Genomic DNA, 25152 nt, shown 5'->3' with positions numbered 1-25152 from the left:
GACGCGTATCGGCAACGCGCCTTCCGTTCAAACAAGTGCGCGCTTCAGTACAGCACGCGACTGCGCAAGGTGCCCGGGATCGCCGCCAGCCGGTCCTTCAACGCGCCGGCCTGCGCCTCGTCCGCGGACACGTCGATCACCACGTAGCCCACCTGCGAATCGGTCTGCAGGAACTGCGCGTCGATGTTGATGTTGCCGGCCGAGAACAATTCGTTGATGCGCGACAGCACGCCCGGCACGTTGCGATGGATGTGCAGCAGGCGGCGGCTGTTCGGATGTTCCGGCAAGGTCACCTCGGGGAAGTTCACCGCCGACAGGGTGGAACCGTTGTCGCTGTAGCGCACCAGCTTGCTCGCCACTTCGATGCCGATGTTGTCCTGCGCCTCCAGCGTGCTGCCGCCGATATGCGGAGTGAGGATCACGTTGTCCATGCCGACCAGCGGCGACACGAACGGATCGTCGTTGCCCTTGGGCTCCAGCGGGAACACGTCCACCGCCGCGCCGGCGACATGGCCGGTGCGCAGCGCCGCGGCCAGCGCGTCGATGTCGACCACGGTGCCGCGCGAGGCATTGATCAGCGCCGCGCCCTTGCGCATCTTGGCCAGCTCGGTGGCGCCGATCATCAGCTTGGTGGCCGGGGTTTCCGGCACGTGCAGGGTCACCACGTCGGCGCGTTCCAGCAGGTCGTCCAGGCTGCCGGCGGCGCGCGCGTTGCCCAGCGACAGCTTGGTCTCGATGTCGTGGAAGATCACCCGCATGCCCAGCGACTCGGCCAGCACGCCGACCTGGGTGCCGATATGGCCGTAGCCGACGATGCCCAGCACCTTGTCGCGCACCTCGAAGCTGCCCGCCGCCGACTTGGTCCAGCCGCCGCGGTGGCACAGCGCGTTCTTCTGCGGGATGCCGCGCAACAGCATGATCGCCTCGGCGATCACCAGCTCGGCGACGCTGCGCGTATTGGAGTAGGGCGCGTTGAATACCGGCACACCCTGCTGGCGCGCCGTTTCCAGGTCGACCTGGTTGGTGCCGATGCAGAAGCAGCCCACCGCGATCAGCCGGCGCGCCTGCTCAAGCACGTCGGCGGTGAGATGGCTGCGCGAGCGGATGCCGACGATGTGCGCCTCGGCGATGCGCGCTTTCAGTTCCGCTTCCGGCAGCGATTTCTCATGGAACTCGATCTGGCTGTAGCCGGCGCGGCGGAAGACTTCCACGGCGCTCTGGCTGACGCCTTCGAGCAGGAGGACCTTGATGTCTGCTTTCGGATACGAGGTTTTCATGGGCCGCCGGGCGTGTTCGGGTGAAGGATGGCAAAGCGGCACTATGCGGCAGCGCAGCACTGGACCGCAACGGCTGCGGCTGGCAGGCTGGACGACTCGCTTCCGGAGCCGCCATGACCGCACCCGCTCAGTCCCCCAAGGTCGCCGCCCTGGCCGAACTGGCCGCCCGCCTGCCCGGGCTGCGCCTGCTCACCGCGCCGGCCGACCTGGAGCACTACGGCCGCGACTGGACCCGGCGCTGGACCCCGGCACCGTTGGCCATCGCCCTGCCGGCCACGGTAGAGGAGGCCCAGGCCGTACTGCGCTGGGCCAACGAGCACGGCGTGGCGGTGGTGCCCTCCGGCGGCCGCACCGGCCTGTCCGGCGGCGCGGTGGCGGCGCAGGGCGAGCTGGTGCTGAGCCTGGAACGGATGAACCGCGTGCTCGGCTTCGACCCGATCGACCGCACCCTCACCGTGCAGGCCGGCATCGCCCTGCAGGCCGTGCACGATGCGGCGCGCTCCCATGGGCTGATCTACCCCGTCGACTTCGCCGCCCGCGGCTCCTGCTCCATCGGCGGCAATATCGCCACCAATGCCGGCGGCATCCGGGTGATCCGCTACGGCAACACGCGCGAATGGATCGCCGGCCTGAAGGTGATCGCCGGCAATGGCGAACTGCTCGAACTCAATCGCGGGCTGATCAAGAATTCCAGCGGCTACGACCTGCGCCACCTCACGATCGGCTCCGAGGGCACGCTCGGCATCGTGGTCGAAGCCACCCTGCGCCTGGCCGAGCCGCCGCCGCCGTCGCAGGTGATGCTGCTGGCGCTGCCGGACATGGCCGCGCTGATGCAGGTGTTCGCGCTGTTTCGCGCGCGCCTGAAGCTGCAGGCCTTCGAGTTCTTCACCGACATCGCGCTGCGCCACGTGCTGGCGCATGGGGCGCAGCGCGCGCTCGACGGCGAGCATCCGTTCTACGTGGTCACCGAATTCGACGCCGCCGACGAGGCCGCGCAGGACGCCGCCCTGGCCGCGTTCGAGCACGGCGTCAACGAGGGCTGGATCGCCGACGGCGCGATCGCGCAGAGCGAGGCCCAGGCTGCCGCACTGTGGCGCCTGCGCGAAGGCATCACCGAGAGCCTGGCACCGCACAAGCCGTACAAGAACGACATCTCGCTGCGCATCGGCGCGCTGCCGGCGTTCCTGGATGAGATCCAGGCGCTGCTGGGCGATGCCTATCCGCATTTCGAAGTGGTGTGGTTCGGCCATATCGGCGACGGCAACCTGCACATCAACGTGCTCAAGCCCGAGGGCCTGGCGGATGCCGAGTTCATCGCGCAGTGCGAGCAGGTGACCAAGCTGCTGGCCGCCGCCCTCCAGCGCCACGGCGGCAGCATCTCGGCCGAGCACGGCATCGGCCTGGTCAAGAAGCCCTACCTGGAAAGCACGCGCAGCGCGGCGGAAATCGCGCTGATGCGCGGCGTGAAGCAGGTGTTCGATCCCAACGGCATCCTCAACCCCGGCAAGCTCTTCTAGGGCCTTGCGGTATCCTCCGCGCTTTGATCGCCGGAGACGCCCGCATGACCCAGCACCGCCGCAAGCTGTATCCCGAGCTCGAGCCGTTCGACACCGGCACGCTGCAGGTGTCGGAGCTGCATACGCTGTACTACGAACAGTGCGGCAACCCGGACGGCAAGCCGGTGGTGTTCCTGCACGGCGGTCCCGGCGGCGGCATCAATCCGCAATACCGCCGCTTCTTCGATCCCAAGGCCTACCGCATCGTGCTGTTCGATCAGCGCGGCTGTGGCCGGTCCACGCCGCACGCGGAGCTGACCGACAACACCACCTGGCACCTGGTGGCCGATATCGAGCGCATCCGCGAGCACATGGGCATCGATCGCTGGCAGGTGTTCGGCGGCTCGTGGGGCTCGACCCTGGCGCTGGCCTATGCGCAGACCCATCCGGACAAGGTCACCGAGCTGGTGCTGCGCGGCATCTTCATGCTGCGCCGCTGGGAACTGGAATGGTTCTACCAGAAGGGCTGCGACGCGCTGTTCCCCGATGCGTGGGAGAGCTATCTGGCGGCGATTCCCGAAGCCGAGCGCGGCGATCTGATGAGCGCGTACCACCGCCGCCTTACCAGTACCGATCCATCGCTGCGCGTGGAAGCGGCGCGCGCCTGGTCGGTGTGGGAAGCGGCGACCAGCCATCTCTATCAGGATCCGAGCCATATCGCCTCGAGCGGCGAGGACGAATTCGCGCTCGCCTTCGCGCGCATCGAATGCCATTACTTCGTGCATGGCGGCTTCTTCGAGCACGACGACCAGCTGCTGCGCAATGTCGAGCGCATCCGCAGGATTCCCGCGGTCATCGTGCAGGGGCGCTACGACGTGGTGTGCCCGATGCGCAGTGCCTGGGATCTGCATCGCGCCTGGCCGGAAGCCGACCTGCGCGTGGTGGCGGATGCGGGGCATTCGGCGCTGGAGCCGGGCATCGTGCACGAGCTGCTGGAAGCCACCGACCGCTTTCGCTGAGCTGCCGCCGACACCAAAGAGAAAGGCCACGCCCGGCGACGGGCGTGGCCTTTTGGTTACTGCGGATTGGCGTAGGTTGGGGTGAGCGAAGCGAACCCCAACATGACCGCCTTCATGCGCATCGCAGCGTTGGGGTTCGCCTGCGGCTCACCCCAACCTGCGCACTAGGCACTTAATGATCCTTGCCGTGACCGTCATGCCCATGGTGGCCGTGATCGTCATCGTGGCCATGGTCGTTGTCATGCCCATGATCGTGGTCGCCATGCGGATCGAACATCGCCGGCGCGAACAGGTCGAGCACGAAGCCGTCGTGGTCCGAGGCGCCGATCGCCTTGGTCCAGTCCGCCGCGTTGGCGGCATCGGCTTCGGTCTGCGCCGGTGCGTCGAGATCGGCGCGGCCGTACTGCATGTGCAGGAAGCGGAACGAGGCGGCGCGGTTGAGCAGGGCATGGTCGAGCACCTGCACCGTCGGCACTTCGCGGCCGGAGTTGCCGCTGCCGGCCTGCGTATAGCCCTGGATCTCGCCGAAGTTCTCGGTGAACAGGAACGAGTAGCGATCGTTCTCCGGCACCGATTCCACCGCGTTCCACAGCGCCGGATGCACGATGTTCTGGCCCAGCTTCAGCAGGTTCTCGCTGTCCTTGTACTTGCCCGAGATCATGCCGACCACGTCGACCCAGCCATCGCTGAACTGGTAGGCGTTGAAGTCGCCCACCACCAGCAGCGGCTGCGAGGGATAGCGGGTCTGCAGTTCCTGCACCTGCTTGGCCAGCGACACCGACTGGGTGAAGCGCTTCAGGCGATCGCGCACGGCGGTGGCGTTGTCCTTGTCCACGTTGGTGCGGGCCTTCGGATGCACCGAGATGACGTGGAAGCGCATGCCGCGCACTTCGGCCGTCAGCAGCAGCGGCGGATGGTCGTGGACGAAGGCGGTGCTGCCGTTGTCGTCCCAGGTCTCGTCCGCGCCGAGCTGGCGCACCGACAACACGCGCACGCCGCGATCGGCGCGCACCAGGAAGCCGACGTTGATGCCGCTGGGGTCATGGCCCGGCAGCAGGTAGGCGTCGTATTTCACCGGGTAGTCGTCGCCCAGCTGCTTGGCCAGGCCCTGCAGCACGGCCAGGCTCTTCACCTCTTCGGTCGATAGCACGTCCGGCAGCTTCAGCACGCTGCCGACATAGGCCGACAGGCGGCGGGTCTTCAGCGCCACCTGGTCCGGCGTCGGCTCCTTGCTGTCGCCGCTGCAGGTGAAGGTGGTGTTGAACTCGCTGTCGCAGAAGCGCTCCATGTTGAACGCGCCGATGCGCAGCGCGAACGGCGGCGTCGGCAGCACGGGGCGCGGCATCGGCGCGGCGCGCTTCACGTCGATCCTGGTCGGGATGAAGGTATAGGCGCCGAAGTCGTACGAGATGATGCCTTCCGCGCGGAAGGTGGTGCCGGCGACGAACGGCGTGTTGATCGGCACCGCGCCGAAGTCGTCGGTGTTCATCTTGAACACTTCCGGATTGCCGCTCCAGTTCGGCAGGTCGACGCCCGCCGGCACCGGCACGCTGAAGCGCACGCCCGGCTGGCGCAGCGAACGCTTGCCGTTGGCGGTGATGCTCACTTCCGCGAACGGTTCGGTGCTGAAGCGCTTGTTGCCGGTGTTGATCATGCCGTTCTCGATCACCACGCGCATGCCGACGAAGCACTGGAAGTTGGTGGCGCCGCAGGACAGCTTGTTCGGATCGGACGACGGCGTGCGCGCGCCGAACACCACCGCCTTCGGCAGCGTGGCGCCGTGCGCGGTGACGGTGACCGTGGCGTTCTTCAGTTCCGTCAGGTGGTAGTAGTTGTCGACCTTGGCGGCCACGTCGACCACGTCGCCGATGGCGACCGTCGGCTTGGCCGAGGTGAACACGTACACGCCGTTGGAGGTGAGCGGATCGGCATCGGCACGGCTGTCGGGCGTCTGCATGGTGAAGCCGGCCGGGCCCACCGCGGTGACGATATTGCCGGTGGTGGTCACCGACTTGCCTAGCAGCGGCGAGGTCTGCTCGCGGCCCTGGATCTGCCAGATCTCCGCGGCGACCGGGATGTCGTATAGGATCGCGCCGATCGCGCTGTCGCGCGCCAGCGTGGCGCCGCCGGTGACCTGGTCGAGCTTGACCACGAAGGCCTTGTCCGGCGAGCCGGTGGTGCGGCCGTGCACGACCACGTTGAAGCTGGCCTGGGTCTGGCCTTCGGCCACAGTCAGCGTGGTGTCGACGGCGTCGTAATCGCCCGCGGCGACGGTGGCGCTGTCGTCCTGGGTCACCGCATGCACGCTCACGCCGCCGGCCGGAGCCGGCTGGTTGAGCGTGACGGTGAACGGCATGCTGACGTTGGCCGCGCCGTGCACGGTGGCGCTGGAGTCGGCGATCGACAGCGACAGGTTCATCACGGCGCAGGCGCTGGCCGCGTTGTGCGGCGCGGTGGGCGTGACCACCACGAAGTCGGCCTGGTTGTCGCCGGTGTTCTGCGGCAGGCCGGCGCCGTTGGTCTTGCGGCCGTAGCCCTTGTCCGCATTGGTGCTGCCCAGCGAGGTCAGCGGCGTGCCGGCCTTGTAGGCGGAGCCGGCGGAAAGGCCGACCTGGTCGACCGGCTGGCCGCCGGCATCGAGCAGGGCGAGGCCGCCGTCATCGGTGACGCCGGTGCTGTATTTGAGGTCCCCGGCGACGCTGCCGGAGTAGCCGCCGCTCGCGCTGTTGGTCAGCAGCAGGTGGCAACCCGGCGCGATCGAGGTTCCGCTCGGGAAGGTCAGGCGCGTGCCGGTGGTGCCGCTCGCGTTCGAGGCGTTGAATTTGTAGCCGGAGAGGTCCAGCGTGGTGGTGCCGGCGTTGAACAGTTCGACGAATTCGTCGTTGCCGCCGGACGGGCCGCGTACGCGGAACTGGCTGATGCTGAGGTCGGCCGCCTGGGCTGATGCGATCGACGCGATTCCTAGCAGCGCGGCCCATAGGGCGCGCCGGGCGTGCTTTGCTTCCATTGACCCACTCCCTCTCTGGGGATCCGGACGGATCCTTCCGCGGCGGAGGCTAGCAAGTTAATGCGACAAAATTGCTAATCAGGTTCTCAGCACAGGACGTAGGTTGGGGTGAGCCGCAGGCGAACCCCAACAGTGCGCAACGTTGGGGTTCGCCTTCCGCTCCCCCCAACCTGCGCCGGCCATGTCAGCCGGCGGGCAACTGCTTCGTGCCGAAGATCTTGTCACCCGCATCGCCCAGCCCCGGCAGGATGTAGCCGTGCTCGTTGAGGTGGTCGTCGATGGCGGCGGTGTAGATCTCGATGTCCGGATGCGCCTGTTCGATGCGCTTCAACCCTTCCGGCGCGGCGACCAGGAACAGGCCCTTGATGCGCTTGCAACCGGCCGCCTTGAGCATGTCCACCGTGGCGACCAGGGTGCCGGCGGTGGCCAGCATCGGGTCCACGATCAGGGCGATGCGCTCGTCCATGCGGCCCGTCAGCTTCTCGTAGTAGGCGATCGGCTGGAGCGTTTCCTCGTCGCGCTGCAGGCCGACCACGCTGACCTTGGCGGCGGGGATCAGGTCCAGTACGCCGGGCAGCATGCCCAGGCCGGCGCGCAGGATGGGCACGATGGTGATCTTCTTGCCCTTGATCTGGTGGACCGTGAGCGGGCCGGCCCAGCCGTCGATGTGCTTGTCCACCGTCTCCAGGTCCTTGGTGGCCTCGTAGGTGAGCAGCGCGGCGACTTCGGAGGCCAGCTCGCGGAACTCCTTGGTGCTGATGCCGGCGCGGCGCATCAGGCCAAGCTTGTGCTGGATGAGCGGGTGGCGGACTTCGACGAGCTTCATGGGGCGTCCTGCGTAGGCGGAGTGCGGGGATTATGGCGTACCGGGCCTGGGCGGTCCCAACAAAGCAAAGGCGCCGCTCCAGCGAAGCGGCGCCTTGCGGCGGACAACCGATGGGTGGCTTACGGGCTCGCCGCGGCGCTGCCGCTCAGACACGAGCTCATGAACTTCTTGCGGTCGTCGCCCTTGAGCGACTTGGCTTTCGGGTCCGCGTTGCAGGCCTTCATCTTTTCCTGCTGGGTCATCTTCGCCGGCGCGGCGGCTTCGCCCTTCAGGCAACTGCTCATGAAGGCCTTGCGCTCGTCGCCTTTCTTGCCGGTCGCCTGCTTGCTGCAGTCGGCCATGCGCTGCTGCTGCGGGGTCAGCTCCTTCTTGGCCTGCGGCGCGGCGAAAGCGGCGGTGGAAACGGCGAGGGCCAGGGCGATGCTGGCGGCGGTCAGGCTGAAACGCAAGAACATGCGGGTACCCTCCTGGATTGACCGGCGAGTGCCGGCGGGCGCAAGTCTATGCCGCTCGCCGCGGTTGGCTAGAGGGGGAACGCCGGGCGCGCGGCCCGGCGTTCATGCGAAGCCTCAGGCAGCTTCCGCCTTCAGCTTGCGCGGGCCCTGCTGCAGCGCCTGGCGCACGTGGGCGACCACCAGGTCGACCTCGGCGCTGGTCACCTTGAAGTGCGGCGTGAAGCGCAGCGAATTGACGCCGCCATGGATCACGCCCACGCCGCGCTCGCGCATGTATTCCTCGATCGAACCGGCGCCGTAGCACTTGAACTCCGGCGACAGCTCGCAGGAGAACAGCAGGCCGGTGCCCTGCACCTTGGTGATCAGGCCGCCGAGTTCGTTCTTCAGCGCGTTGAGCTTGTCGACGAATTCCTTGCCGCGCTCGCGGATGTTGGCGCGCACCTCGTCGGTGAGCTCGTCCAGCGTGGCCAGCGCGACGTCGAGCGCGCGCGGGTTGGCGGTCATGGTGTTGCCGTAGATGCCCTTGCGGTACAGGCCGGCGGCGCGCTCGTTCACCGCCAGCACCGACAGCGGATACTGGCCGGCGTTGAGCGCCTTGGAGAAGGTTTCCATGTCGGGCGCGGGCAGGTTCTCGAAGCCGGGATAGTCGGTAAGCGAGAGCACGCCGTGCGCGCGCAGGCCGGCCTGGATCGAATCGATCAGCAGCATCGAGCCGTGCGCTTCGGTGAGCTCGCGCGCGGCCTTGTAGAACTCCGGCGTCACCGCGCGGCCGGGATCGCCTTCGCCCATCACCGGCTCCAGGAACATCGCTTCGATGAACCAGCCGTGGCGATCCGCATCGGCGAACGCGGCTTCCAGCTGCGCCACGTCGTACGGTGCCACGGTGATCAGCGTGTCCTCGTGGCGATAGCTGGCCAGGTGCTGCTGGTAGGTCTTGCGGGTGGAATCGGAATACAGCGCCGGCTTTTCGGTGCGGCCGTGGAAGGCGCCCTTCACCGCGAGGCGCTTGATCGTGCGGCCCGCATAGCGCGCGCCCGGCTCGGTCATCGCCTTGGCGTTGACGTCGGCGATGCGGCAGGCCAGCGAGACCGACTCCGAACCGGAATTCAGGCACAGATAACGCGCATACGGATTGCCGCCGCGGTTGCGGCCGAGCTCGCGGTCCAGCGCCTGCGCGAAGCGCATCTGCGAGACGTTCGGCGTCATCACGTTGGCCATCACCTGCGGGCGGCTCATCGCCGTGCGGATCGCCTCGTTGTTATGGCCGAAGCCGAGCATGCCGTAGCCGCCGTTGTCGTGGATCACCGAGCCCTTCAGCGTGACCACCCACGGGCCGCGCGCGGCGGCGGGCAAGTAACGGTTGATGCCGTCGTCGGGATAGAAATTCACGAAGCCCGCCTGCGCCACCTGCAGCTGCTCGGCTTCGTCGAGCTTGAGGAAGTCGCTCAGGTCGGCGCGCAGCGCGCGATGTTGTTCGACCGCCTCGCCGATCGCCTGCGCCAGCTCCGGGTGGCTGGCGGCAAAGCGCTCGATGATCGCGTCGTCCAGGCCGGTGGTCTGCGGCGCGCCGCCGAAATCGCGCAGTTCGCGCAGCTGATCGATCACACCCATGATGGTTCCTCCTCAAGGTACGCAGGGGCCATGGGGGATGGCGCGTCCTGCCAACATCGCGATGAATGCTTGGCGGGTCCGATAACGATCTGGAATGCCCGCTCAGTCATGCGCGCCGCGCAGGTTCATGCGTCGGCGATTCACCGAGGATAACCCGCCTTCGTCGGCGCCGTAACCCCGGGGGAGCCGGGCGGATGACGGCTGTCACCTGCACGGGCTGACGCCCGCGAATGCCCGCCGGGCCTTGCGATGCCTAGCATCTCGGGCAAAGGAGGGAAGCCCATGAACACGACTGGTTCACCTATCGCGCAGCTGTCTTCGGTGGTGAAGCGCTACGGCAATCACACCGCCGTCGACGGCCTGGATCTGATGCTGCATCGCGGCGAAATTTTCGCGCTGCTCGGCCCCAACGGCGCCGGCAAGAGCACCACCATTTCGATGCTGCTTGGCCTTGCCAGGCCCGACGCGGGCCGCGTCGAACTGTTCGGCGAGGATCCGCAGCAGCTCGTGGCGCGCCGCCGCATTGGCGTGATGCTGCAATCCGCCGCGCTGCCGCCGACGCTGCGCGTCGGCGAACTGCTGCGGCTCACCGCCAGCTACTACCCCGCGCCGCGCGACGAGCGCGAGACGGCGGAACTGGCCGGCGTGGCCGATCTGCTGAAGCGTCCTTACGCCGCGCTGTCGGGCGGCCAGCAGCGTCGCGTGCAATTCGCGCTCGCGCTGTGCGGCCGCCCCGAACTGCTGTTCCTGGACGAACCCACCGTGGGCATGGACCTGGAAGCGCGCCAGAAACTCTGGGTCGCGCTGCGCCACCTGGTCGCCGAAGGTGCGGGCGTGGTGCTGACCACGCACTACCTGGAAGAAGCCGAGGCGCTGGCGCACCGCGTCTGCGTGATGGCGCGCGGCCGCGTGCTGAGCGAAGGCAGCGTGGACGACCTGCGCGCCCGCGTCGCGCTCAAGCGCGTGCGCTGCATCACCCGCCTGCGCGCGGCCGAGGTGGCGGCGTGGCCGGAAGTGGCCGAAGCGCGCGACGAAGGCGAACGCCTGTGGCTGTCCACCGATCGTGCCGAAAGCGTGGTGCGCCGCCTGCTCGACGCCGACGCGCAACTGGGCGAACTGGAAGTCCAGCGCGCCGGCCTGGCCGAAGCGTTTACCGAACTGACACGCGCCGCCGAGGCGCCCACCGAAGCCACCCGCGAGGCCGCCTGATGAACGCCGTCTCCTCTGCCGTCATGTCCGCCGCATCCGCTTCCCGCGAGATGAGCTTGCGCCGGGTCCTCGGTGCCTACCTGCAGGAAGCGCGTGCCGAATGCCTGCGCTATCTGCGCAACCCCGGCTTCATGATCCCGACCCTGATCCTGCCCACCGCGTTTTATCTGATGTTCGGCATCCTGATCGGCCACGCCAACGGACCCGATGCACCACGCTATCTGCTCGCCGCCTACGGCACCTTCGGCGTGATGTCGCCGGGCCTGTTCGGTTTCGGCGTGGCCTTGTCGATGGAGCGCGACAACGGCCTGCTTACGCTCAAGCGCGCCTTGCCGATGCCACCGGGCACCTATCTGCTCGGCAAGGTGGTGATGTCGATCTTTGCGGCGGCGGTGGTGTCCTGCATCCTGGTGCTGCTTGCCACGCTGGTCGCCCACGTGCAGCTGTCCCCGGCACAGATGGCGGGGCTGTTCGCCACCAACCTGTTCGGCGCGTTGCCGTTCTGCGCGATGGGCCTGATGCTGGGCATGCTGATCAAGGGCACTGGCGGGCCAGGCATCGTCAACCTGATCTATCTGCCGATGGCCTTCATGTCGGGCCTGTGGTTTCCGCTGTCGCTGATGCCCAAGGCCGTGCAGGACATCGCGCTGGTGCTGCCGCCGTATCACCTCAACCAGGTGGCGCTGACCGTGGTGGGACTGGGGCACGACGCGGTGTGGCCTCACGTGGCGGCCCTGGCGGCCTTCTCGGCGGTCTTCCTCGCCATCGCCGCGCGCCGCCTGCGGCGCCACGGTTGAAGTAGCATGCGGGAGGCCGCGCAACTCTCGGTTGCGCGGCCTGAATCGATCAAGACGATTGTTGCGCCAGTTGTTGTCACGCGACCTGTGGGGAGGGTCACCGCCATGCTCAAGCAGTTGCGCTCCTGGTTCGCGCCAGCGCCGGATTCGCGTGTCGCTTCGATCCGGCGGCAGGGCAAGTCGGTGTGGGCCGAGAGTGTGCACCTGCTGTGGTCGGTGTGGGTCTTCATCACCCCCGCCATGGGCAGCCACTACGACTTGAGGTGGGCACTCCTCACGCTGCTGTCGTACCCGCTGTTCCTGACGCTGTTCGCCAAGTCGATGCTGGCGGCGCGGCGGATCGCTCCGCGCTACGCGATCGGGCTGATGGGCATGAGCATCGTGCTGGCGCCGTGGTACCCGAGCGGCATGGCGTATTTCGTCTACGGCTGCGTGTCGTACAGCATGGCCAGCGCGAAGCGGATCATGCCCTTGCTGTTGCGCCTGTTGCTGGCCAATTCCTTCTATGTGGTCGTGGCGGGTTTCATCGGTTATCCGTGGCAGGCGCTGGTATCGATCCCCTGCACGACCATCATCATCGCCGTCGTGACCCACGTCGAACGCTATGCGCACGAGAAGGACGCGGCGCTGAAGCTGTCGCAGGAAGAAGTGCGCCGCCTTGCCGCCACCGCCGAGCGCGAGCGCATCGGCCGCGACCTGCACGACCTGCTCGGGCATACGCTGTCGCTGATCACGCTGAAGCTGGAGCTGTCGCGCAAGCTGTTCGACCGCGATACCGAGGCGGCCAAGCGCGAGGTGGCCGAAGCCGAACGCGTGGCGCGCCATGCCTTGGCGGAAGTGCGCTCGGCGGTCACCGGCATCCGCGCCACCGACCTCGCCGCGGAGCTCGCGTCGGCACGCCTGCTGCTGGAATCCTCCCGCGTACACCTGGATTACCTGGCGCCGCCAGCCGACATGCCGGCGGAGATCGAGCGCGGCCTGTCGCTGATCCTGCGCGAGGCCGTCACCAACATCGCCCGCCATGCGCAGGCGAGCAAGGCGCGCATCGACCTGGAACGCGATGCCCACACCTTGCGCCTGCGCGTGAGCGACGATGGCCGCGGCGGCGTCGGCGAAGACGGCAACGGCCTGTGCGGCATGCGCGAACGCGTGCGCGCGCTGGGCGGCCATCTGAGCATCGAATCGCCACGCGGCCGCGGCACCGTGCTGCTGGTCACCGTGCCATGGCCGCAGCCGAAGCTGCTGCAGCCTGTGGCCATGGAAGCCGCGCCACGGCCGCAGTCGACGAGCGTGTGATGCGCCTGCCGTTCGCGCCCGCGCCGGATTCGCTGTACAGCCAGCTCCGCTCGCCGGCGTTCGTGCTGCGCTCGGCGCTGGGGCAGGCCATCTGGGTGGTGATGCTGCCGGTCGTGCCTTTCAGCGTGCATGGCTTTGCCTGGTCGTGGTTCGCGCCGACCTTGCTGAGCATGGCGGTTTTCCTCTATCTGCACGCGCAGGTGTATTTCGGTTCCTCGCGCCGCCTGCACTGGTATGTGATGGGCATGGTCGTGATGGGCCTGGGCCTGTGGCGGGCCAATCCGGTGGCGCTGGGCTATGTGGTCAGCGCCTGCACCGCCTTGTCGGCGTCGCCTTCGTATCGCCTGTGGCTGCGGGGCGTGGCCATGATCGCGCTGGCGACGCTGCTGGCCACCGTGCTCTGGGTCCAGGTGCCCTGGTGGGTGATGCTGGTGATGTTCGTCGGCGCCGTCCTCGGCGGATCCAGCAACTTTCTCTACATCAACAATCTGCGCAAGGACGCCGACCTGCGCCTGACGCAGATCGAAGTGCGCCGCCTGGCCATGCTGGCCGAGCGCGAGCGCATCGGCCGCGACCTGCACGATCTGTTGGGGCATACGCTGTCGCTGGTCGCGATCAAGTCAGAACTGGCGCGTCGCCTGGCGCTGGAAGACCCGCCGCGTGCCCAGCAGGAAATGACCGAAGTGGAGCGCGTGGCGCGCCATGCGCTGGCCGAAGTGCGCGCCGCGGTGACCGGCATGCGCCGCAGCGACCTCGCTTCGGAAATCATCTCCGCGCGCCTGATGCTGGAAGCCTCCGGCGTGAGCTTCGACAGCGAACTGCCGGAAGGCAGCGCGCTGCCTCCCGCGGTCGAGGCGCCGCTGGCGCTGGTGCTGCGCGAGGCGGTCACCAATATCCATCGCCACGCCCGCGCCAGTGCGGCCAGCGTGCGTTTCGTCCACGACAAGGCAAGGTTTCAGATGCACATCAGCGACAACGGTTGCGGCGGGCTTGCCGCGCACGGCAACGGCGTCAGCGGCATGCGTGAGCGCGTGCGGGCCCTGGGCGGCAGCCTGGAGATCGATTCGCCGAAGCGGCGCGGCACCTGCCTGCGCATCGAGGTGCCGCTGGCCAGGCTGGCGCACGCGGCCCCTGCGAGCCTGCCGGAGAGCGCCGCATGATTCGCGTACTGCTCGCGGAAGACCAGGCGATGGTGCGCGGCGCGTTGACCGCGCTGCTCAATCTCGAGTCGGATATCGAAGTGCTCGGCTCCGCGGCGGACGGCGAAGCCGCGTGGCGCGAAGTGCAGCGCCTGAAGCCCGACGTGCTGGTCACCGACATCGAAATGCCTGGCATCACCGGCCTCGAACTGGCGCAGCGCATCCAGCGCCACGAGCTGCCGATGAAGGTGATCATCGTGACCACCTTCGCCCGTCCGGGTTTCCTGCGCCGCGCGCTGGATGCGGGCGTGTCGGGTTACCTGCTGAAGGACGCGCCGGCGGAGAACCTGGCCGAGGCGCTGCGCATGGTCCATCGCGGCGGCCGCGCGATCGATCCGCAGCTTGCGCTCGAAGCATGGTCGGAAGCCGATCCCTTGAACGACCGCGAGCGGCAGGTGCTGCGCCTTGCCGGCGAAGGACAATCGGCCAGCGAGATCGCCGCGCAGTTGAATCTCTCGCACGGCACGGTGCGCAATTATCTTTCCGAGGCGATCGGCAAACTGGGTGTCGCCAATCGCATCGAGGCTTATCGCCTCGCGCGCCAGAAAGGCTGGCTGTAAGAATTATTCTTAAGCGTTAAAAAAGTGCTTGCTTCGATAATCGGGCTCGCGTAATGTTCGCGCCTCGCCAATAGCGGCGATGTGCATTAACTGAAAAGGCCAGGATTAAACCCATGTCGCTCCACGTCACTCACAACACGCTGTCCTCGCGCGAAAGCCGCGACGCGCTGCCGTGCGTGCATGGCATGCGGCCGGCGCTGGGCGGCTGCTTCATCCATATCGACTGATCTCAAGCTTGCGCGGAGATCGGTCACCCCGATCTCCCGAGGCAACGCGAACGCCCTCGGGTTCACCACCCGGGGGCGTTTTGTTTTCGGCGTTCGCAAGGACGAGTTCATGCACCGGAAGGTGATGGGACTGTCGATGACCGGAAGACCACTTCCGCCCTGAGGCATCCGGCCGCATCGCGACCGAAGCAGGGGCGACCGCGAGCGGCGCTTGGATGCGCTGTGCCTTGATGCTTCGGTACGGGCGGGCGGGTGATCGGCAGTGTTTCAACAGGATTCGGGTGCTTTGCGCCCATGCGCATGACCGGTTGGCGACAGCCGGCCATGCGAAGCATCGCCACGACAGGCTCCAGCGGTACGGGTTCAAGCGCCCGTCCGGTGCGCGCGGCTTTGCCGGCAGCGTATGCCGGGCCTGCACGTTCGGTGTTTCGCGAATGACGTTAGCTCAGTCGGGTAGAGCATTGGCTTCGCATGCCATTGGCCGCCGGTTCGAATCCGGCACGTCGCTGCTTTGGAAAGCTCAGTGGTCGAGCATCGGCCTGACACGCCGGGTGTCGCGGGTTCGATTCCCGCTCCAAACCCCGGGAGCGAAAGCTCCCAGCACAGGAATCGCCCCGCGCGGCGCCGAAGGCCTCATCAGGGAAGGTGAGCCTTCGTCGCCGCAGCGCAGGCCACGCCGGACTGTCGTCCCGAAATGGGGCGGAGGTTCGCCGGCAAGCGGATGGCGTCCGTCTCCCCCGTGGAGGCGCGACGGTCCCGCGTCGCCGACGCCAGGGGCGCTTCCACCCTATTAATTCGATCGGCCATGAAAAGGTTATGGCCGATTATCCCGAGAGGGAGGGCGTGTTACGCCCGTTGATTATCAAGGCGGTTTTTCGCGCGCCACGGATCGCCCGTGCGAAAGGCATTAATAGAAGGCGACCCGAATAACGGGATAAAAGGAGTCACTCCCATGTTCTGGATCAAGCAAATCGTGGTCGGCGACGGCGAGCGCGGTCTGCTGTACCGCAACCGTCGACTGCAGCAGGTGCTCGCCCCCGGCGTGTACCGCTGTTTCGATCCGCTCGGCCGCATCGCCGTCGTGCTGCACAACGTGGCGCGCGCCGAATACGCCGGCAGCGATGCCGAGGCGCTGATGGCCGGCATGGATACGCGGCTGGCGCCGCGCTTCCTGCTGGCCGACGTCGGCGTCGACCAGGTCGGCCTGGTGCTGAAGAACGGCAAGCTGGAAGACGTGCTCGCACCGGGTACGCGCAAGCTGTACTGGAAGGACCTGGTGCCGGTGGAACTGCGCCTGCTGCCGCTGGCCGGCACGCTGGAAGTGCCGGCCGACGTGGTCAACCGCCTGCGCCAGCTCGGCCTGTTGTCCAGGGTGGCGCTGGCGCTGGAGGTCCCGGCGGAGTCGGCCGGCCTGCTGTTTATCGACGGCAAGCTGGTGCGCACGCTGGCGCCGGGCAGCTACGCGTTCTGGCAGTTCAGGAAGAACGTGGCCGCCGAGGTGATCGAGCTGCGCGTGCAGTCGCTGGAGGTGTCGGGCCAGGAACTGCTGACCCGCGACAAGGTGAGCCTGCGCGTGAACCTGGCCGCCAGCCTGCGCGTGACCGACCCGGTCGCCGCGCGCACCAAGGTGGTCAAGTACGGCGATTACATCTACCGCGAGCTGCAGTACGGGCTGCGCAAAGCGGTGTCGTCCAAGACGCTGGACGAGCTGCTGGGCGACAAGGCCTCGCTGGATGCGGACATCTTCGCCTACGTGTACAGCCGCGTGGCCGAGCTGGGCGTGGAAGTGCTGGGCGTCGGCATCAAGGACGTGATCCTGCCGGGCGAGATGAAGGACATCTTGAACAGCGTGGTGCAGGCGGAGAAGGCGGCCCAGGCCAACGTGATCCGCCGCCGCGAGGAGGCGAACGCCACGCGCTCCCTGCTCAACACCGCCAGGCTGATCGAGGAGAGTCCCGTGCTGATGCGCCTGAAGGAATTGGAGGCGCTGGAGAAGGTCACCGAGAAGATCGACAAGCTGACCGTGTTCGGCGGCCTGGATGGCGTGCTGAAGCAGCTGGTGACCCTCAAGGAGTAAAACAGCCGGTGCGGCGGAAGGAATCGCCGCGGCGGCCCTTAAGGAACGACAAACATGAGTACCGAAACTTCATATCAATTACTGCATGCCGAAGGCGCCAAGCCGATCAAGGGCTGGGTCGACGGCGTGCCGCTGGAAGCGCAGGCGCATGCGCAGCTGCGTAATATCGCGGCCTTGCCGTTCGTCGGCCCGTGGGTCGCGGTGATGCCGGACGTGCACCTGGGCAAGGGCGCCACGGTGGGCTCGGTGGTGCCGACGCGCGGCGCGATCATCCCGGCCGCGGTCGGCGTGGACATCGGCTGCGGCATGGCCGCGGTGCGCACCACGCTGCGCGCGACGGACCTGCCGGACAGCCTGGCGCAGCTGCGTTCGAGCATCGAGCGCGGCGTGCCGGTGGGCAGCGGCGAGCACCGCAGGATCCCGGATGGCATCGGCACGCGGCTGGTGCAGTCCGGACTGGCGCAGCGGCTGGAACTGATCAAGGCGAAGCACCGCAGGATCCGCACCGACAAGATGGAACAGCAGCTGGGTACGCTCGGCGGCGGGAACCACTTCATCGAACTGTGCCTGGACGAGGAAGAGCGCGTGTGGGTGATGCTGCACTCCGGCTCGCGCGGCACCGGCAACCTGATCGGCACCTACTTCATCGAGCGGGCGCGCGAGCAACTGGCGCATCGCGTGCTGGGTTTCCATCTGCCGGACCGCGACCTGGCCTTCTTCATGGAAGGCGAGCCGCTGTTCGACGACTACGTGGAGGCGGTGTCCTGGGCGCAGGACTACGCGCGGCACAACCGCGAAGCGATGATGGCGCGGGTGCTCAACGAGCTGCGCCACCGCCTGCCGAAGTTCCAGCTCGACAAGCAGGCGGTGAACTGCCACCACAACTATGTGCAGCGCGAGACGCACTTCGGCGAGTCGCTGCTGGTCACCCGCAAGGGCGCGGTCAGCGCCCGCGAGGGCGAGCTGGGCATCATTCCCGGCAGCATGGGCACGAAGAGCTACATCGTGCGTGGCAAAGGCAACGCGGACAGCTTCCACAGCTGCAGCCACGGCGCCGGCCGTGTGATGAGCCGCGGCATGGCCAAGCAGAGCATCACGCTGGCCCAGCACCGAGCGGCCACCGCGCACGTGGAGTGCCGCAAGGACTCCGGCGTGCTCGACGAATCGCCGGCGGCCTACAAGTCGATCGATGCGGTGATGGCCGCGCAGACCGACCTGGTGGAAGTGGTGCACACGCTGCGCCAGGTGCTGTGCGTGAAGGGCTGAGCCTGTGTGCCGGTACGTTTTCGACGCCGCCTCCGGGCGGCGTTTTTTTTCGTGCGGCTAGAATGCGCGCTGCTCTGGCGGGAGGGACGCATGGTGCGCGAGGCATGGAGGAGGGGGCTGCGCTGGCTGGCCGTGGCGATGGCCTGTGCCTGCGTGGCCGCCTGCCAGCATCCGTCCGCGCCGCTGCCGCACGATGCCTATGTCTGGCAGCGCCAATGGAACCCCGCGGTCACCTCCGCGCTGGCGCAATCGGCCGACTTGATCCGTACATGGCGCGTGCTGGCCGCGCAGACCGATGCGCACGGCCAGTTGCAGCCCGTGGCGGTGGATCGCGCCGCGCTGGCCGCCACGCACCGGCCGGTGGTGCTGGTGGTGCGCATCGACGGGCAGTTGCCGCAGTGGGATGCGGACGCCTTGCTTGCGCAGACGCTCGTCCTGCGTGAGCGCTGGAAAGACCTGCCGCTTGCCGGCATCGAGATCGATCACGACTGCGGTACCGCGCGTTTGCCGGCCTACGCGGATTTCCTGGCGCGGCTCAAGCGCGACCTGGGCACGACGCCGCTGTCGATCACCGCCTTGCCGGCCTGGCTCGCTTCCGGCGAACTGGAGCGCGTGACCGCGCAGGTCGACGAGGTGGTGCTGCAGGTGCATGCGGTGCAATCGCCGCGCGCGGGCCTGTTCGAACCTGCGCTGGCGCGCAGCTGGATCGACCGGTTCGCCGCGCGTGTCGGCAAGCGGTTCCGCGTCGCGCTGCCCACCTACGGTTCGCGCGTGTCCTGGGACGACAACGGGCGCGTCGTCGCCATCGAAAGCGAGGCGCCCTTGCTGGCCGGCGGCCGCGAGGCGAGCGAGCTGGTTGCCGCGCCGGCCGAGGTGGCAAAGCTGCTGGCCGGCCTGCGCAAGGATCCGCCCGCGCACCTGGCCGGCATCGTGTGGTTCCGCCTGCCCACCGTGCAGGACGCACGCGCCTGGAGCCTGCCCACCTGGCGCGCGGTAATGGCCGGCGCACCGCTCAAGGAAACGCTGGCGGTGTTCTTCCAGCCCGGTGCGGCGCCCGGCGCATCGGACGTGGTCCTGCGCAACGACGGCGAAGTGGATGCGCGCCTGCCGTCCCGCATCGAGCTGCCCGCGGGCTGCACCATTGCCGATGGGGTGAACGGCTATGCGTTGGCTTACCGGGAAGGTCGCCCTTTCTTGCGACGCGAGCGCGACGGCTGGCTGCGCGCGCACTACCAGCGCGCCGTCGGCTGGGCGCGTTGCGGCGACGCCGCCGGGCAACCTGCGCTGGCGCCTTGAGCCGGCTATTCCGCTGCGCCGGCTTTCCCCGCATCATTCGCAGGTCAAGCGTCTCCCCAAGGGAAGGATTCGGATGTACAAGCGCCAATGGATTGCGGCCGGCCTGCTCGCCGGCATCGCGGGAGCCGCCGTCTGGGCCTGCGGCCCCGATTTTCCCAGCCAGCTGCTGGATCATCGCGAGACCACGCTGAAGGCCACGCCGCGGAACAGCTTCGCCTTCGAGGCGGCCGACCTGCTGCCCGCCACCGACAAGATTCCCGGCGACGCCTCGGAAGAAGCGCCCAAGGCGGACGACGCCGCGGCGATGGCCAAGTCGCTGGGCCTGACACCAGAGCAATGGACGCAGCTCCAGTCGCTGAACCAGCTGCAGAGCGGTGCAGAGGTCTACGCGAAGAGCACCGGCCTGCCCGAGGATCTGCGCCTGTATGCCGCCGGCGCGGCGGACTTCGAGATCGCGCAGGGCGCCTGCGAAGGCGAGGGCGCCGCCAGCGAGGCGGCACCGGCCGAGCATTGCCTGGTTTCCACCGGTCCCGCCATGGACCACGCCGTCGCCAGCTTCGAGAAAGTGCTGGCGCTGCTGCCGGAACAGGCGAAGCTGCGCGCGGTGTGGGCGGCGTACATGCTCGGCCGCATCCATGCCGAGCGCGCCCGCGACCAGGCCGGCGATGCCGCCGCGTTCAAGCGCGAGAGCGATGCCGCGGCCAAGGCCTTCCAGCTGGCGCGCACGCGTGCGCTCGACGGCGGCAGCGATACGCTGGGCCTGGCGCTGTCCAGCTTCGGCGAGGAGGCGCGCCTGCATCTGTATGTCGACGGCAAGCCCTGCGCCTGGAATGAGATCGCCGGCCCCGACAACGATTGTGGCCTGCGCCTGGCGCCGGACGACATCAAGCACGCCGTCACGCTGTACGCCGCGCAGGCCGGGCATGGTTCGGGCAGCGCGGTGCAGTCGCTGTCCATCCTGGCCGGCAATGCGCTGCGCGATGACGAGCTTGCCGCCAGGTTGATCGATCATCCGGTGTCGCAGCGCCTGCTGGTCATCTATGCGCTGGCGCGCACGGATGACGTGCTCAGCGAAGCGCCCGACGGCAAGAGCACGACCAGCAAGCCCAACCCGAGCCTGGTGGCGCTGGTGGCGGCGATCGAGCAGCGTGGGCTGGAGCATGTGGAAGGCGCCGATCGCCTGGCCGCGCTGGCCTATCGCGCCGGCCGCTACGACCTGGCGGCCAAGCTGGTCGACAAGGCGCCCGGCCCGCTGTCGAGCTGGGTGCGCGCCAAGCTGGCGCTGCAGAAAGGCGACCTCGCCGCGGCCACGGCCGCCTATGCCGAAGCGGTGAAAGCCTTTCCCAAGGCCAACGATCCCAAAGCCAGCATCGATCCCGACAACACCCACCTGCTGGTCGGCGAGCAGGGCGTGCTGGCGCTGGCGCGCGGCGAATACGTCGAGGCGATGGGGCGGCTGTACGACGCCGCCGTCGCGGTGGGCGGCAGCGGCAACGAGTTCTATCCCGCGGACGAGACCAGCGGCATCGGCTTCGGCAACGACGTGACCTACCTGGCCGAGCGCGTGCTCACCATCGAGGAGCTGAAGAGCTTCATCGATGCGCGCGTGCCGGCCTCGCCGCCGCCGGCGCCGGCCAGGCCGGGCTCGTCCGCGCCGGGCTATTACCCCGGCTCGGCGCCGTTCGGCGACAACCTGCGCTGGGTGTTGGCCAGGCGCCTGATGCGCGCCGGCCGCTACGACGAAGCGCAGGACTATTTCCCGGCCAGCGGCGACCCGCGTTTCGGCAAGGACGACCTGCGCGCCAAGGCGCGCGAATTCGCTCAAGAACTGCACGATGCCGAGCATGCCTGGACCGACATCGGCAAGGCCGAGGCCCGCTACAAGGCGGCGGCGATCCAGCGCGAGCTGGGCATGGAGCTGTTCGGCTACGAGCAGGGGCCGGACTACAACGACATGGGCGGCGGCTTCCAGGGCGGCAGCGGGCACAGCGCCGACGACCTCAAGCAATCCCTGGTCACCGACGGCGAGCGCCAGCGCTACGCCGACACCGCGCCCAAGCCCGATCGCCGCTTCCATTACCGCTATCTCGCCGCCGACCGCGCCGCCGGCGCGGCCGACCTGCTGCCGCCGCGTTCGCAAGCTTTCGCCGCGGTGCTGTGCAAGGCCAGCGGCTGGATGCTCGACGGCCCGCCGGACTACGGCGACAACGGCGACGGCACGCCGCCGGTGGTGCCGGAACGCTTGCTCAAGGCCAAGGCGCTGTACGACCGCTATGTGAAGCAGGGCGCGTACGTGCCGTGGGCCGAGCACTTCGGCGAGAGCTGCCCGGAGCCGGATTTCGCCAGCGCCCGGGTGATGCAGCGGCATCTTTATGTGGTGAAGGCCAGGCGTGCGGTGCGGCATAACGTGCCGTTGCTCACCGGCGGCCTGGTGCTGGTGATCGGTCTCGTCAGTTTTACCGTCGTGCGCCGCCGCAGGCGGACGGCCAAAACCGCGTAAAGCGTGCCGGGGCGGCCGGGCTGCGGGATAATGCGCCATTTCCCGCCGCCCATCGCCCGCCGCCCGCGGCCTCTGCCGAGCCGACCGTTGAAGAAGTCAGATTTCGATTTCCGCCTGCCGCCCGAACTGATCGCCCAGGCCCCGCTGCCGGAGCGTTCGGCCAGCCGCCTGCTGCTGCTGGATACACAGGCGCAGGCGCTGCAGGACCGCATGTTCCGCGAGCTGCCCACGCTGCTGCGCGCCGGCGACCTGATGATCTTCAACGACACCCGCGTGCTGCCGGCGCGGCTGTACGGGCGCAAGGAAAGCGGCGGCGCGGTGGAGATCCTGCTCGAGCGCGTCACCGGCGCGCATGAGGCGACCGCCCAGCTGGGCGTGAGCAAGAAGCCGAAGGAGGGCGGGCGCATCGAGCTGGCCGATGGCAGCCATGCGGTGGTGCTGGGCCGCGACGGCCAGTTCTTCCGCCTGCGCTTCGAATCGCCCGAGCCGCTGGAGCGCCTGCTGCGCCGCCTGGGCGAGATGCCTTTGCCGCCCTACATCGAGCGCCATGCCGACGCCAGCGACCTGGAGCGCTACCAGACCGTGTTCGCGCGCGAGCCCGGCGCGGTGGCCGCGCCCACCGCCGGCCTGCATTTCGACGAGGCCATGCTGGCGCAGCTGCGCGAGCTGGGCGTGGACTTCGGCTACGTGACCCTGCATGTCGGCGCCGGCACCTTCCAGCCGGTGCGCGCCGAGGAGATCAAGGATCACCAGATGCACCGCGAATGGCTCAATGTCGGCGCGGGGCTGGTCGAGCAGGTGCGTCGCGCGCGGGCGCGCGGCGGGCGGGTGATCGCGGTCGGCACCACGGTGGTGCGCGCGCTGGAGAGCGCCTGCCGCGACGGCGAGCTGCGGCCGTTCGCGGGCGAGACGCAGATCTTCATCTTCCCGGGCTACAAGTTCAGCAGCATCGACGGCCTGATCACCAACTTCCACCTGCCGCAGTCGACCCTGCTGATGCTGGTGTCCGCGCTGGCGGGGCGGGAGTTCGTGCTGCAGGCGTACCGGCATGCGGTGGCGCAGCGGTATCGGTTCTTCTCGTATGGCGACGCGATGATGATCCTGCCGCCGGGCTGAGGCTTGAGCCCCTCTCCCTCCGGGAGAGGGGTTGGGGTGAGGGTGCGGGCGGAGTGGGGCGCACCACTTCGCCCGTACCCTCATCCGCCTGCCGGCACCTTCTCCCGGAGGGAGAAGGACTTCCAGTTGGGAGGCAAGCCACAAACCGGCGATAATCTCCCGATGACTTCCCTCCGTTTCGACATCTCCGCCACCGACGGCGCGGCCCGGCGTGGCCGGCTCAGTTTCGACCGCGGTACGGTGGAAACCCCGGCTTTCATGCCGGTGGGCACCTATGGCTCGGTCAAGGCGATGACGCCGCGCGACATCGTCGAGATCGGCGCCGAGATCATCCTGGGCAACACCTTCCATTTGTATCTGCGGCCCGGCCTGGAGATCGTGGAACAGTTCGGCGGGCTGCACCGCTTCATCGGCTGGGACAAGCCGATCCTCACCGACTCCGGCGGCTTCCAGGTGTTCTCGCTGGCGCACAAGCGCAAGATCACCGAAGAGGGCGTGACCTTCGCCTCGCCGGTGGACGGCTCGAAGGTATTCCTCTCGCCCGAGGAATCCATGCGCATCCAGAAGACACTGGATTCGGACGTGGTGATGATCTTCGACGAGTGCACGCCGTATCCGGCCACGGAGAAGGTGGCCGCCACCTCGATGGAGCTGAGCCTGCGCTGGGCCGAGCGCTCGCGCCGCGCCTTCGACGAGCTGCACAATCCCAATTCGCTGTTCGGCATCGTGCAGGGCAGCGTGTACGAGAACCTGCGCCGCCGCTCCGCCGAGGGCCTGGTCGGCATCGGCTTCGACGGCTACGCCGTGGGCGGCCTGGCGGTGGGCGAGCCGGAGGCCGAGCGCAACCACACGCTGGACTTCACCGTGCCCCTGCTGCCGGCGGACAAGCCGCGCTACCTGATGGGCGTGGGCCGGCCGGAGGACATCGTCGAGGCGGTGCGCCGCGGCATCGACATGTTCGACTGCGTGATGCCCACCCGCAACGCGCGCAACGGTTTCCTGTTCACCGCCGAAGGCACTTTGCGCATCCGCAATGCCAAGTTCGCCATGGACACGCGGGTGATCGAGGAAGGCTGCGACTGCTACGCCTGCGCCGGCGGCTTCAGCCGCGCCTACCTGCGACATCTGGACCGCTGCAACGAGATCCTGGCCAGCCAGCTCGCCACCATGCACAACCTGCGGCATTACCAGCGCCTGATGGCGGGGCTGCGCGAGGCGATCGCGGCCGGGAAGCTGGAGGAGTTCGTGGCGGAGTTCTACGCGAGGCGCATGGATTGACGTAGGTTGGGGTAAGCCGCAGGCGAACCCCAACACCGCCGCCAGGTTGGGGGAAATCGGGGTAAAACGCGCCGGCCTGCTTGCAAGCGCCCCCCGGGGAACCCCATAAACCCCGGTCCTGTCCGAGCCAGGCCATCCGGCCCGTGTGCGTGGGAACCGGGGGGCGTGGCATAATCCACGATCTTTTTCAGGCTTCCGGCGGAAATTTCAGCCGGCACCGCTACTTACGAGACAAGAAGATGAACTTTGCCAGCACTTTCGTGATCGCCCAGGCCGCGCCGGCCGCCGGTGCCCAGGCGCCGAACCCGCTGATGACCTTCGGTCCGCTGATCCTGCTGTTCGTGGTGTTCTACTTCCTGATGATCCGCCCGCAGATGAAGCGGCAGAAGGAACATCGCGCGATGGTCACGGCCCTGGCCAAGGGCGACGAAGTGGTGACCAACGGCGGCCTCGCCGGCCGCGTGGACGAGGTGGGCGAGTCGTTCATCACTCTCGAGGTCGCCCCGAACGTGAAGATCAAGGTGCAGAAGGGCGCCGTGTCCCAGGTGCTGCCGAAGGGCTCGCTGAAGTCGTCCTGACGGAATCAGGAAGCAGGCGGAGCCATCCGCCGAAGGCCGTCCCGCGGGGGCGGACGGCCTCG

At 68.1% G+C, this 25152-nt stretch carries 19 protein-coding genes and 2 tRNA genes; 16 read left to right on the top strand and 5 right to left on the bottom strand.

Going from position 1 to position 25152, the window contains the following annotated elements; translation table 11 throughout:
- Window positions 1-44 precede the first annotated feature (44 nt).
- Window positions 45-1277, bottom strand: coding sequence for a phosphoglycerate dehydrogenase (gene serA / locus BM172_RS16810; protein WP_026635115.1), 1233 nt, complete (start codon window positions 1275-1277; stop codon window positions 45-47).
- A 113-nt stretch (window positions 1278-1390) separates the two neighbouring features.
- Here serA and BM172_RS16805 point away from each other — a divergent pair, with 113 nt between their 5' ends.
- Window positions 1391-2794 (top strand): FAD-binding oxidoreductase, encoded by a 1404-nt coding sequence (locus BM172_RS16805; RefSeq protein ID WP_035323293.1) that lies wholly within the window; start codon window positions 1391-1393, stop codon window positions 2792-2794.
- Between the two features lie 44 nt (window positions 2795-2838).
- The gene (gene pip, locus BM172_RS16800; RefSeq protein WP_026635117.1) at window positions 2839-3792 is read left to right on the top strand and encodes a prolyl aminopeptidase; all 954 of its coding nucleotides are present in this window, start codon (window positions 2839-2841) and stop codon (window positions 3790-3792) included.
- Between the two features lie 172 nt (window positions 3793-3964).
- On the opposite strand, the gene BM172_RS16795 is transcribed toward pip, so the two are convergent.
- The 4 genes from BM172_RS16795 to BM172_RS16780 form a co-directional block, all read right to left on the bottom strand.
- Complete coding sequence (locus BM172_RS16795) at window positions 3965-6799, bottom strand: lamin tail domain-containing protein (protein ID WP_026635118.1); 2835 nt, start codon at window positions 6797-6799, stop codon at window positions 3965-3967.
- Between the two features lie 184 nt (window positions 6800-6983).
- Window positions 6984-7625 carry a uracil phosphoribosyltransferase gene (gene upp, locus BM172_RS16790; protein ID WP_026635119.1) on the bottom strand — a complete coding sequence of 214 codons (642 nt, stop codon included), beginning with the start codon at window positions 7623-7625 and terminating at the stop codon, window positions 6984-6986.
- A 119-nt stretch (window positions 7626-7744) separates the two neighbouring features.
- Window positions 7745-8080 carry a PsiF family protein gene (locus BM172_RS16785; protein WP_026635120.1) on the bottom strand — a complete coding sequence of 112 codons (336 nt, stop codon included), beginning with the start codon at window positions 8078-8080 and terminating at the stop codon, window positions 7745-7747.
- A 114-nt stretch (window positions 8081-8194) separates the two neighbouring features.
- On the bottom strand, window positions 8195-9691 hold the full coding sequence (locus BM172_RS16780) for an aminotransferase class III-fold pyridoxal phosphate-dependent enzyme (RefSeq protein ID WP_026635121.1): 1497 nt from the start codon (window positions 9689-9691) through the stop codon (window positions 8195-8197).
- 282 nt (window positions 9692-9973) lie between these two features.
- Here BM172_RS16780 and BM172_RS16775 point away from each other — a divergent pair, with 282 nt between their 5' ends.
- The 14 genes from BM172_RS16775 to yajC all read left to right on the top strand — a co-directional run bounded on the left by BM172_RS16775 (window position 9974) and on the right by yajC (window position 25090).
- Window positions 9974-10900 carry an ABC transporter ATP-binding protein gene (locus tag BM172_RS16775; RefSeq protein WP_026635122.1) on the top strand — a complete coding sequence of 309 codons (927 nt, stop codon included), beginning with the start codon at window positions 9974-9976 and terminating at the stop codon, window positions 10898-10900.
- A 50-nt stretch (window positions 10901-10950) separates the two neighbouring features.
- Window positions 10951-11697, top strand: coding sequence for an ABC transporter permease (locus BM172_RS16770; protein WP_231504196.1), 747 nt, complete (start codon window positions 10951-10953; stop codon window positions 11695-11697).
- Between the two features lie 105 nt (window positions 11698-11802).
- Window positions 11803-12993 (top strand): sensor histidine kinase, encoded by a 1191-nt coding sequence (locus tag BM172_RS16765; protein WP_035323294.1) that lies wholly within the window; start codon window positions 11803-11805, stop codon window positions 12991-12993.
- Window positions 12993-14153, top strand: a complete 1161-nt coding sequence (locus tag BM172_RS16760) for a sensor histidine kinase (protein ID WP_035323296.1) — start codon at window positions 12993-12995, stop codon at window positions 14151-14153. Before BM172_RS16765 ends, BM172_RS16760 begins: the two co-directional genes overlap by 1 nt.
- On the top strand, window positions 14150-14752 hold the full coding sequence (locus tag BM172_RS16755) for a response regulator transcription factor (RefSeq protein WP_026635125.1): 603 nt from the start codon (window positions 14150-14152) through the stop codon (window positions 14750-14752). The genes BM172_RS16760 and BM172_RS16755 overlap by 4 nt, the downstream gene beginning before the upstream one ends.
- Before the next feature lie 661 nt (window positions 14753-15413).
- Window positions 15414-15484: transfer RNA gene (locus BM172_RS16750), tRNA-Ala, on the top strand.
- Between the two features lie 5 nt (window positions 15485-15489).
- Window positions 15490-15560 (top strand) — tRNA-Val (locus BM172_RS16745).
- Between the two features lie 371 nt (window positions 15561-15931).
- The gene (locus BM172_RS16740; protein WP_026635126.1) at window positions 15932-17056 is read left to right on the top strand and encodes a slipin family protein; all 1125 of its coding nucleotides are present in this window, start codon (window positions 15932-15934) and stop codon (window positions 17054-17056) included.
- Window positions 17057-17110: 54 nt separating this feature from the next.
- Window positions 17111-18322: an RtcB family protein gene (locus tag BM172_RS16735; RefSeq protein ID WP_026635127.1), complete on the top strand. Its 1212-nt coding sequence runs from the start codon at window positions 17111-17113 to the stop codon at window positions 18320-18322.
- A gap of 90 nt (window positions 18323-18412) precedes the next feature.
- Window positions 18413-19618, top strand: coding sequence for a DUF3142 domain-containing protein (locus tag BM172_RS16730; RefSeq protein ID WP_051548629.1), 1206 nt, complete (start codon window positions 18413-18415; stop codon window positions 19616-19618).
- 73 nt (window positions 19619-19691) lie between these two features.
- Window positions 19692-22118 (top strand): hypothetical protein, encoded by a 2427-nt coding sequence (locus BM172_RS16725; protein ID WP_035323298.1) that lies wholly within the window; start codon window positions 19692-19694, stop codon window positions 22116-22118.
- 30 nt (window positions 22119-22148) lie between these two features.
- The gene (gene queA / locus BM172_RS16720; RefSeq protein WP_177218831.1) at window positions 22149-23234 is read left to right on the top strand and encodes a tRNA preQ1(34) S-adenosylmethionine ribosyltransferase-isomerase QueA; all 1086 of its coding nucleotides are present in this window, start codon (window positions 22149-22151) and stop codon (window positions 23232-23234) included.
- Window positions 23235-23396: 162 nt separating this feature from the next.
- Window positions 23397-24512 carry a tRNA guanosine(34) transglycosylase Tgt gene (gene tgt / locus BM172_RS16715; RefSeq protein ID WP_026635129.1) on the top strand — a complete coding sequence of 372 codons (1116 nt, stop codon included), beginning with the start codon at window positions 23397-23399 and terminating at the stop codon, window positions 24510-24512.
- A gap of 239 nt (window positions 24513-24751) precedes the next feature.
- On the top strand, window positions 24752-25090 hold the full coding sequence (yajC, locus tag BM172_RS16710; RefSeq protein ID WP_026635130.1) for a preprotein translocase subunit YajC: 339 nt from the start codon (window positions 24752-24754) through the stop codon (window positions 25088-25090).
- Window positions 25091-25152 lie beyond the last annotated feature (62 nt).

Origin of the sequence: Dyella marensis (assembly GCF_900112865.1) — a bacterium.
Classification (GTDB): Bacteria; Pseudomonadota; Gammaproteobacteria; order Xanthomonadales; family Rhodanobacteraceae; genus Dyella_D; species Dyella_D marensis_A.
Note: the sequence above shows the minus strand (reverse complement) of the source record. Positions and strands in the feature narration are given on the sequence as shown.

Coding starts and splice junctions, on each gene's coding strand:
- serA (WP_026635115.1), bottom strand. CDS start 1,277: ATGAAAACCTCGTATCCGAAAGCAGACATCAAGGTCCTCCTGCTCGAA.
- BM172_RS16805 (WP_035323293.1), top strand. CDS start 1,391: ATGACCGCACCCGCTCAGTCCCCCAAGGTCGCCGCCCTGGCCGAACTG.
- pip (WP_026635117.1), top strand. CDS start 2,839: ATGACCCAGCACCGCCGCAAGCTGTATCCCGAGCTCGAGCCGTTCGAC.
- BM172_RS16795 (WP_026635118.1), bottom strand. CDS start 6,799: ATGGAAGCAAAGCACGCCCGGCGCGCCCTATGGGCCGCGCTGCTAGGA.
- upp (WP_026635119.1), bottom strand. CDS start 7,625: ATGAAGCTCGTCGAAGTCCGCCACCCGCTCATCCAGCACAAGCTTGGC.
- BM172_RS16785 (WP_026635120.1), bottom strand. CDS start 8,080: ATGTTCTTGCGTTTCAGCCTGACCGCCGCCAGCATCGCCCTGGCCCTC.
- BM172_RS16780 (WP_026635121.1), bottom strand. CDS start 9,691: ATGGGTGTGATCGATCAGCTGCGCGAACTGCGCGATTTCGGCGGCGCG.
- BM172_RS16775 (WP_026635122.1), top strand. CDS start 9,974: ATGAACACGACTGGTTCACCTATCGCGCAGCTGTCTTCGGTGGTGAAG.
- BM172_RS16770 (WP_231504196.1), top strand. CDS start 10,951: ATGAGCTTGCGCCGGGTCCTCGGTGCCTACCTGCAGGAAGCGCGTGCC.
- BM172_RS16765 (WP_035323294.1), top strand. CDS start 11,803: ATGCTCAAGCAGTTGCGCTCCTGGTTCGCGCCAGCGCCGGATTCGCGT.
- BM172_RS16760 (WP_035323296.1), top strand. CDS start 12,993: ATGCGCCTGCCGTTCGCGCCCGCGCCGGATTCGCTGTACAGCCAGCTC.
- BM172_RS16755 (WP_026635125.1), top strand. CDS start 14,150: ATGATTCGCGTACTGCTCGCGGAAGACCAGGCGATGGTGCGCGGCGCG.
- BM172_RS16740 (WP_026635126.1), top strand. CDS start 15,932: ATGTTCTGGATCAAGCAAATCGTGGTCGGCGACGGCGAGCGCGGTCTG.
- BM172_RS16735 (WP_026635127.1), top strand. CDS start 17,111: ATGAGTACCGAAACTTCATATCAATTACTGCATGCCGAAGGCGCCAAG.
- BM172_RS16730 (WP_051548629.1), top strand. CDS start 18,413: ATGGTGCGCGAGGCATGGAGGAGGGGGCTGCGCTGGCTGGCCGTGGCG.
- BM172_RS16725 (WP_035323298.1), top strand. CDS start 19,692: ATGTACAAGCGCCAATGGATTGCGGCCGGCCTGCTCGCCGGCATCGCG.
- queA (WP_177218831.1), top strand. CDS start 22,149: ATGCGCCATTTCCCGCCGCCCATCGCCCGCCGCCCGCGGCCTCTGCCG.
- tgt (WP_026635129.1), top strand. CDS start 23,397: ATGACTTCCCTCCGTTTCGACATCTCCGCCACCGACGGCGCGGCCCGG.
- yajC (WP_026635130.1), top strand. CDS start 24,752: ATGAACTTTGCCAGCACTTTCGTGATCGCCCAGGCCGCGCCGGCCGCC.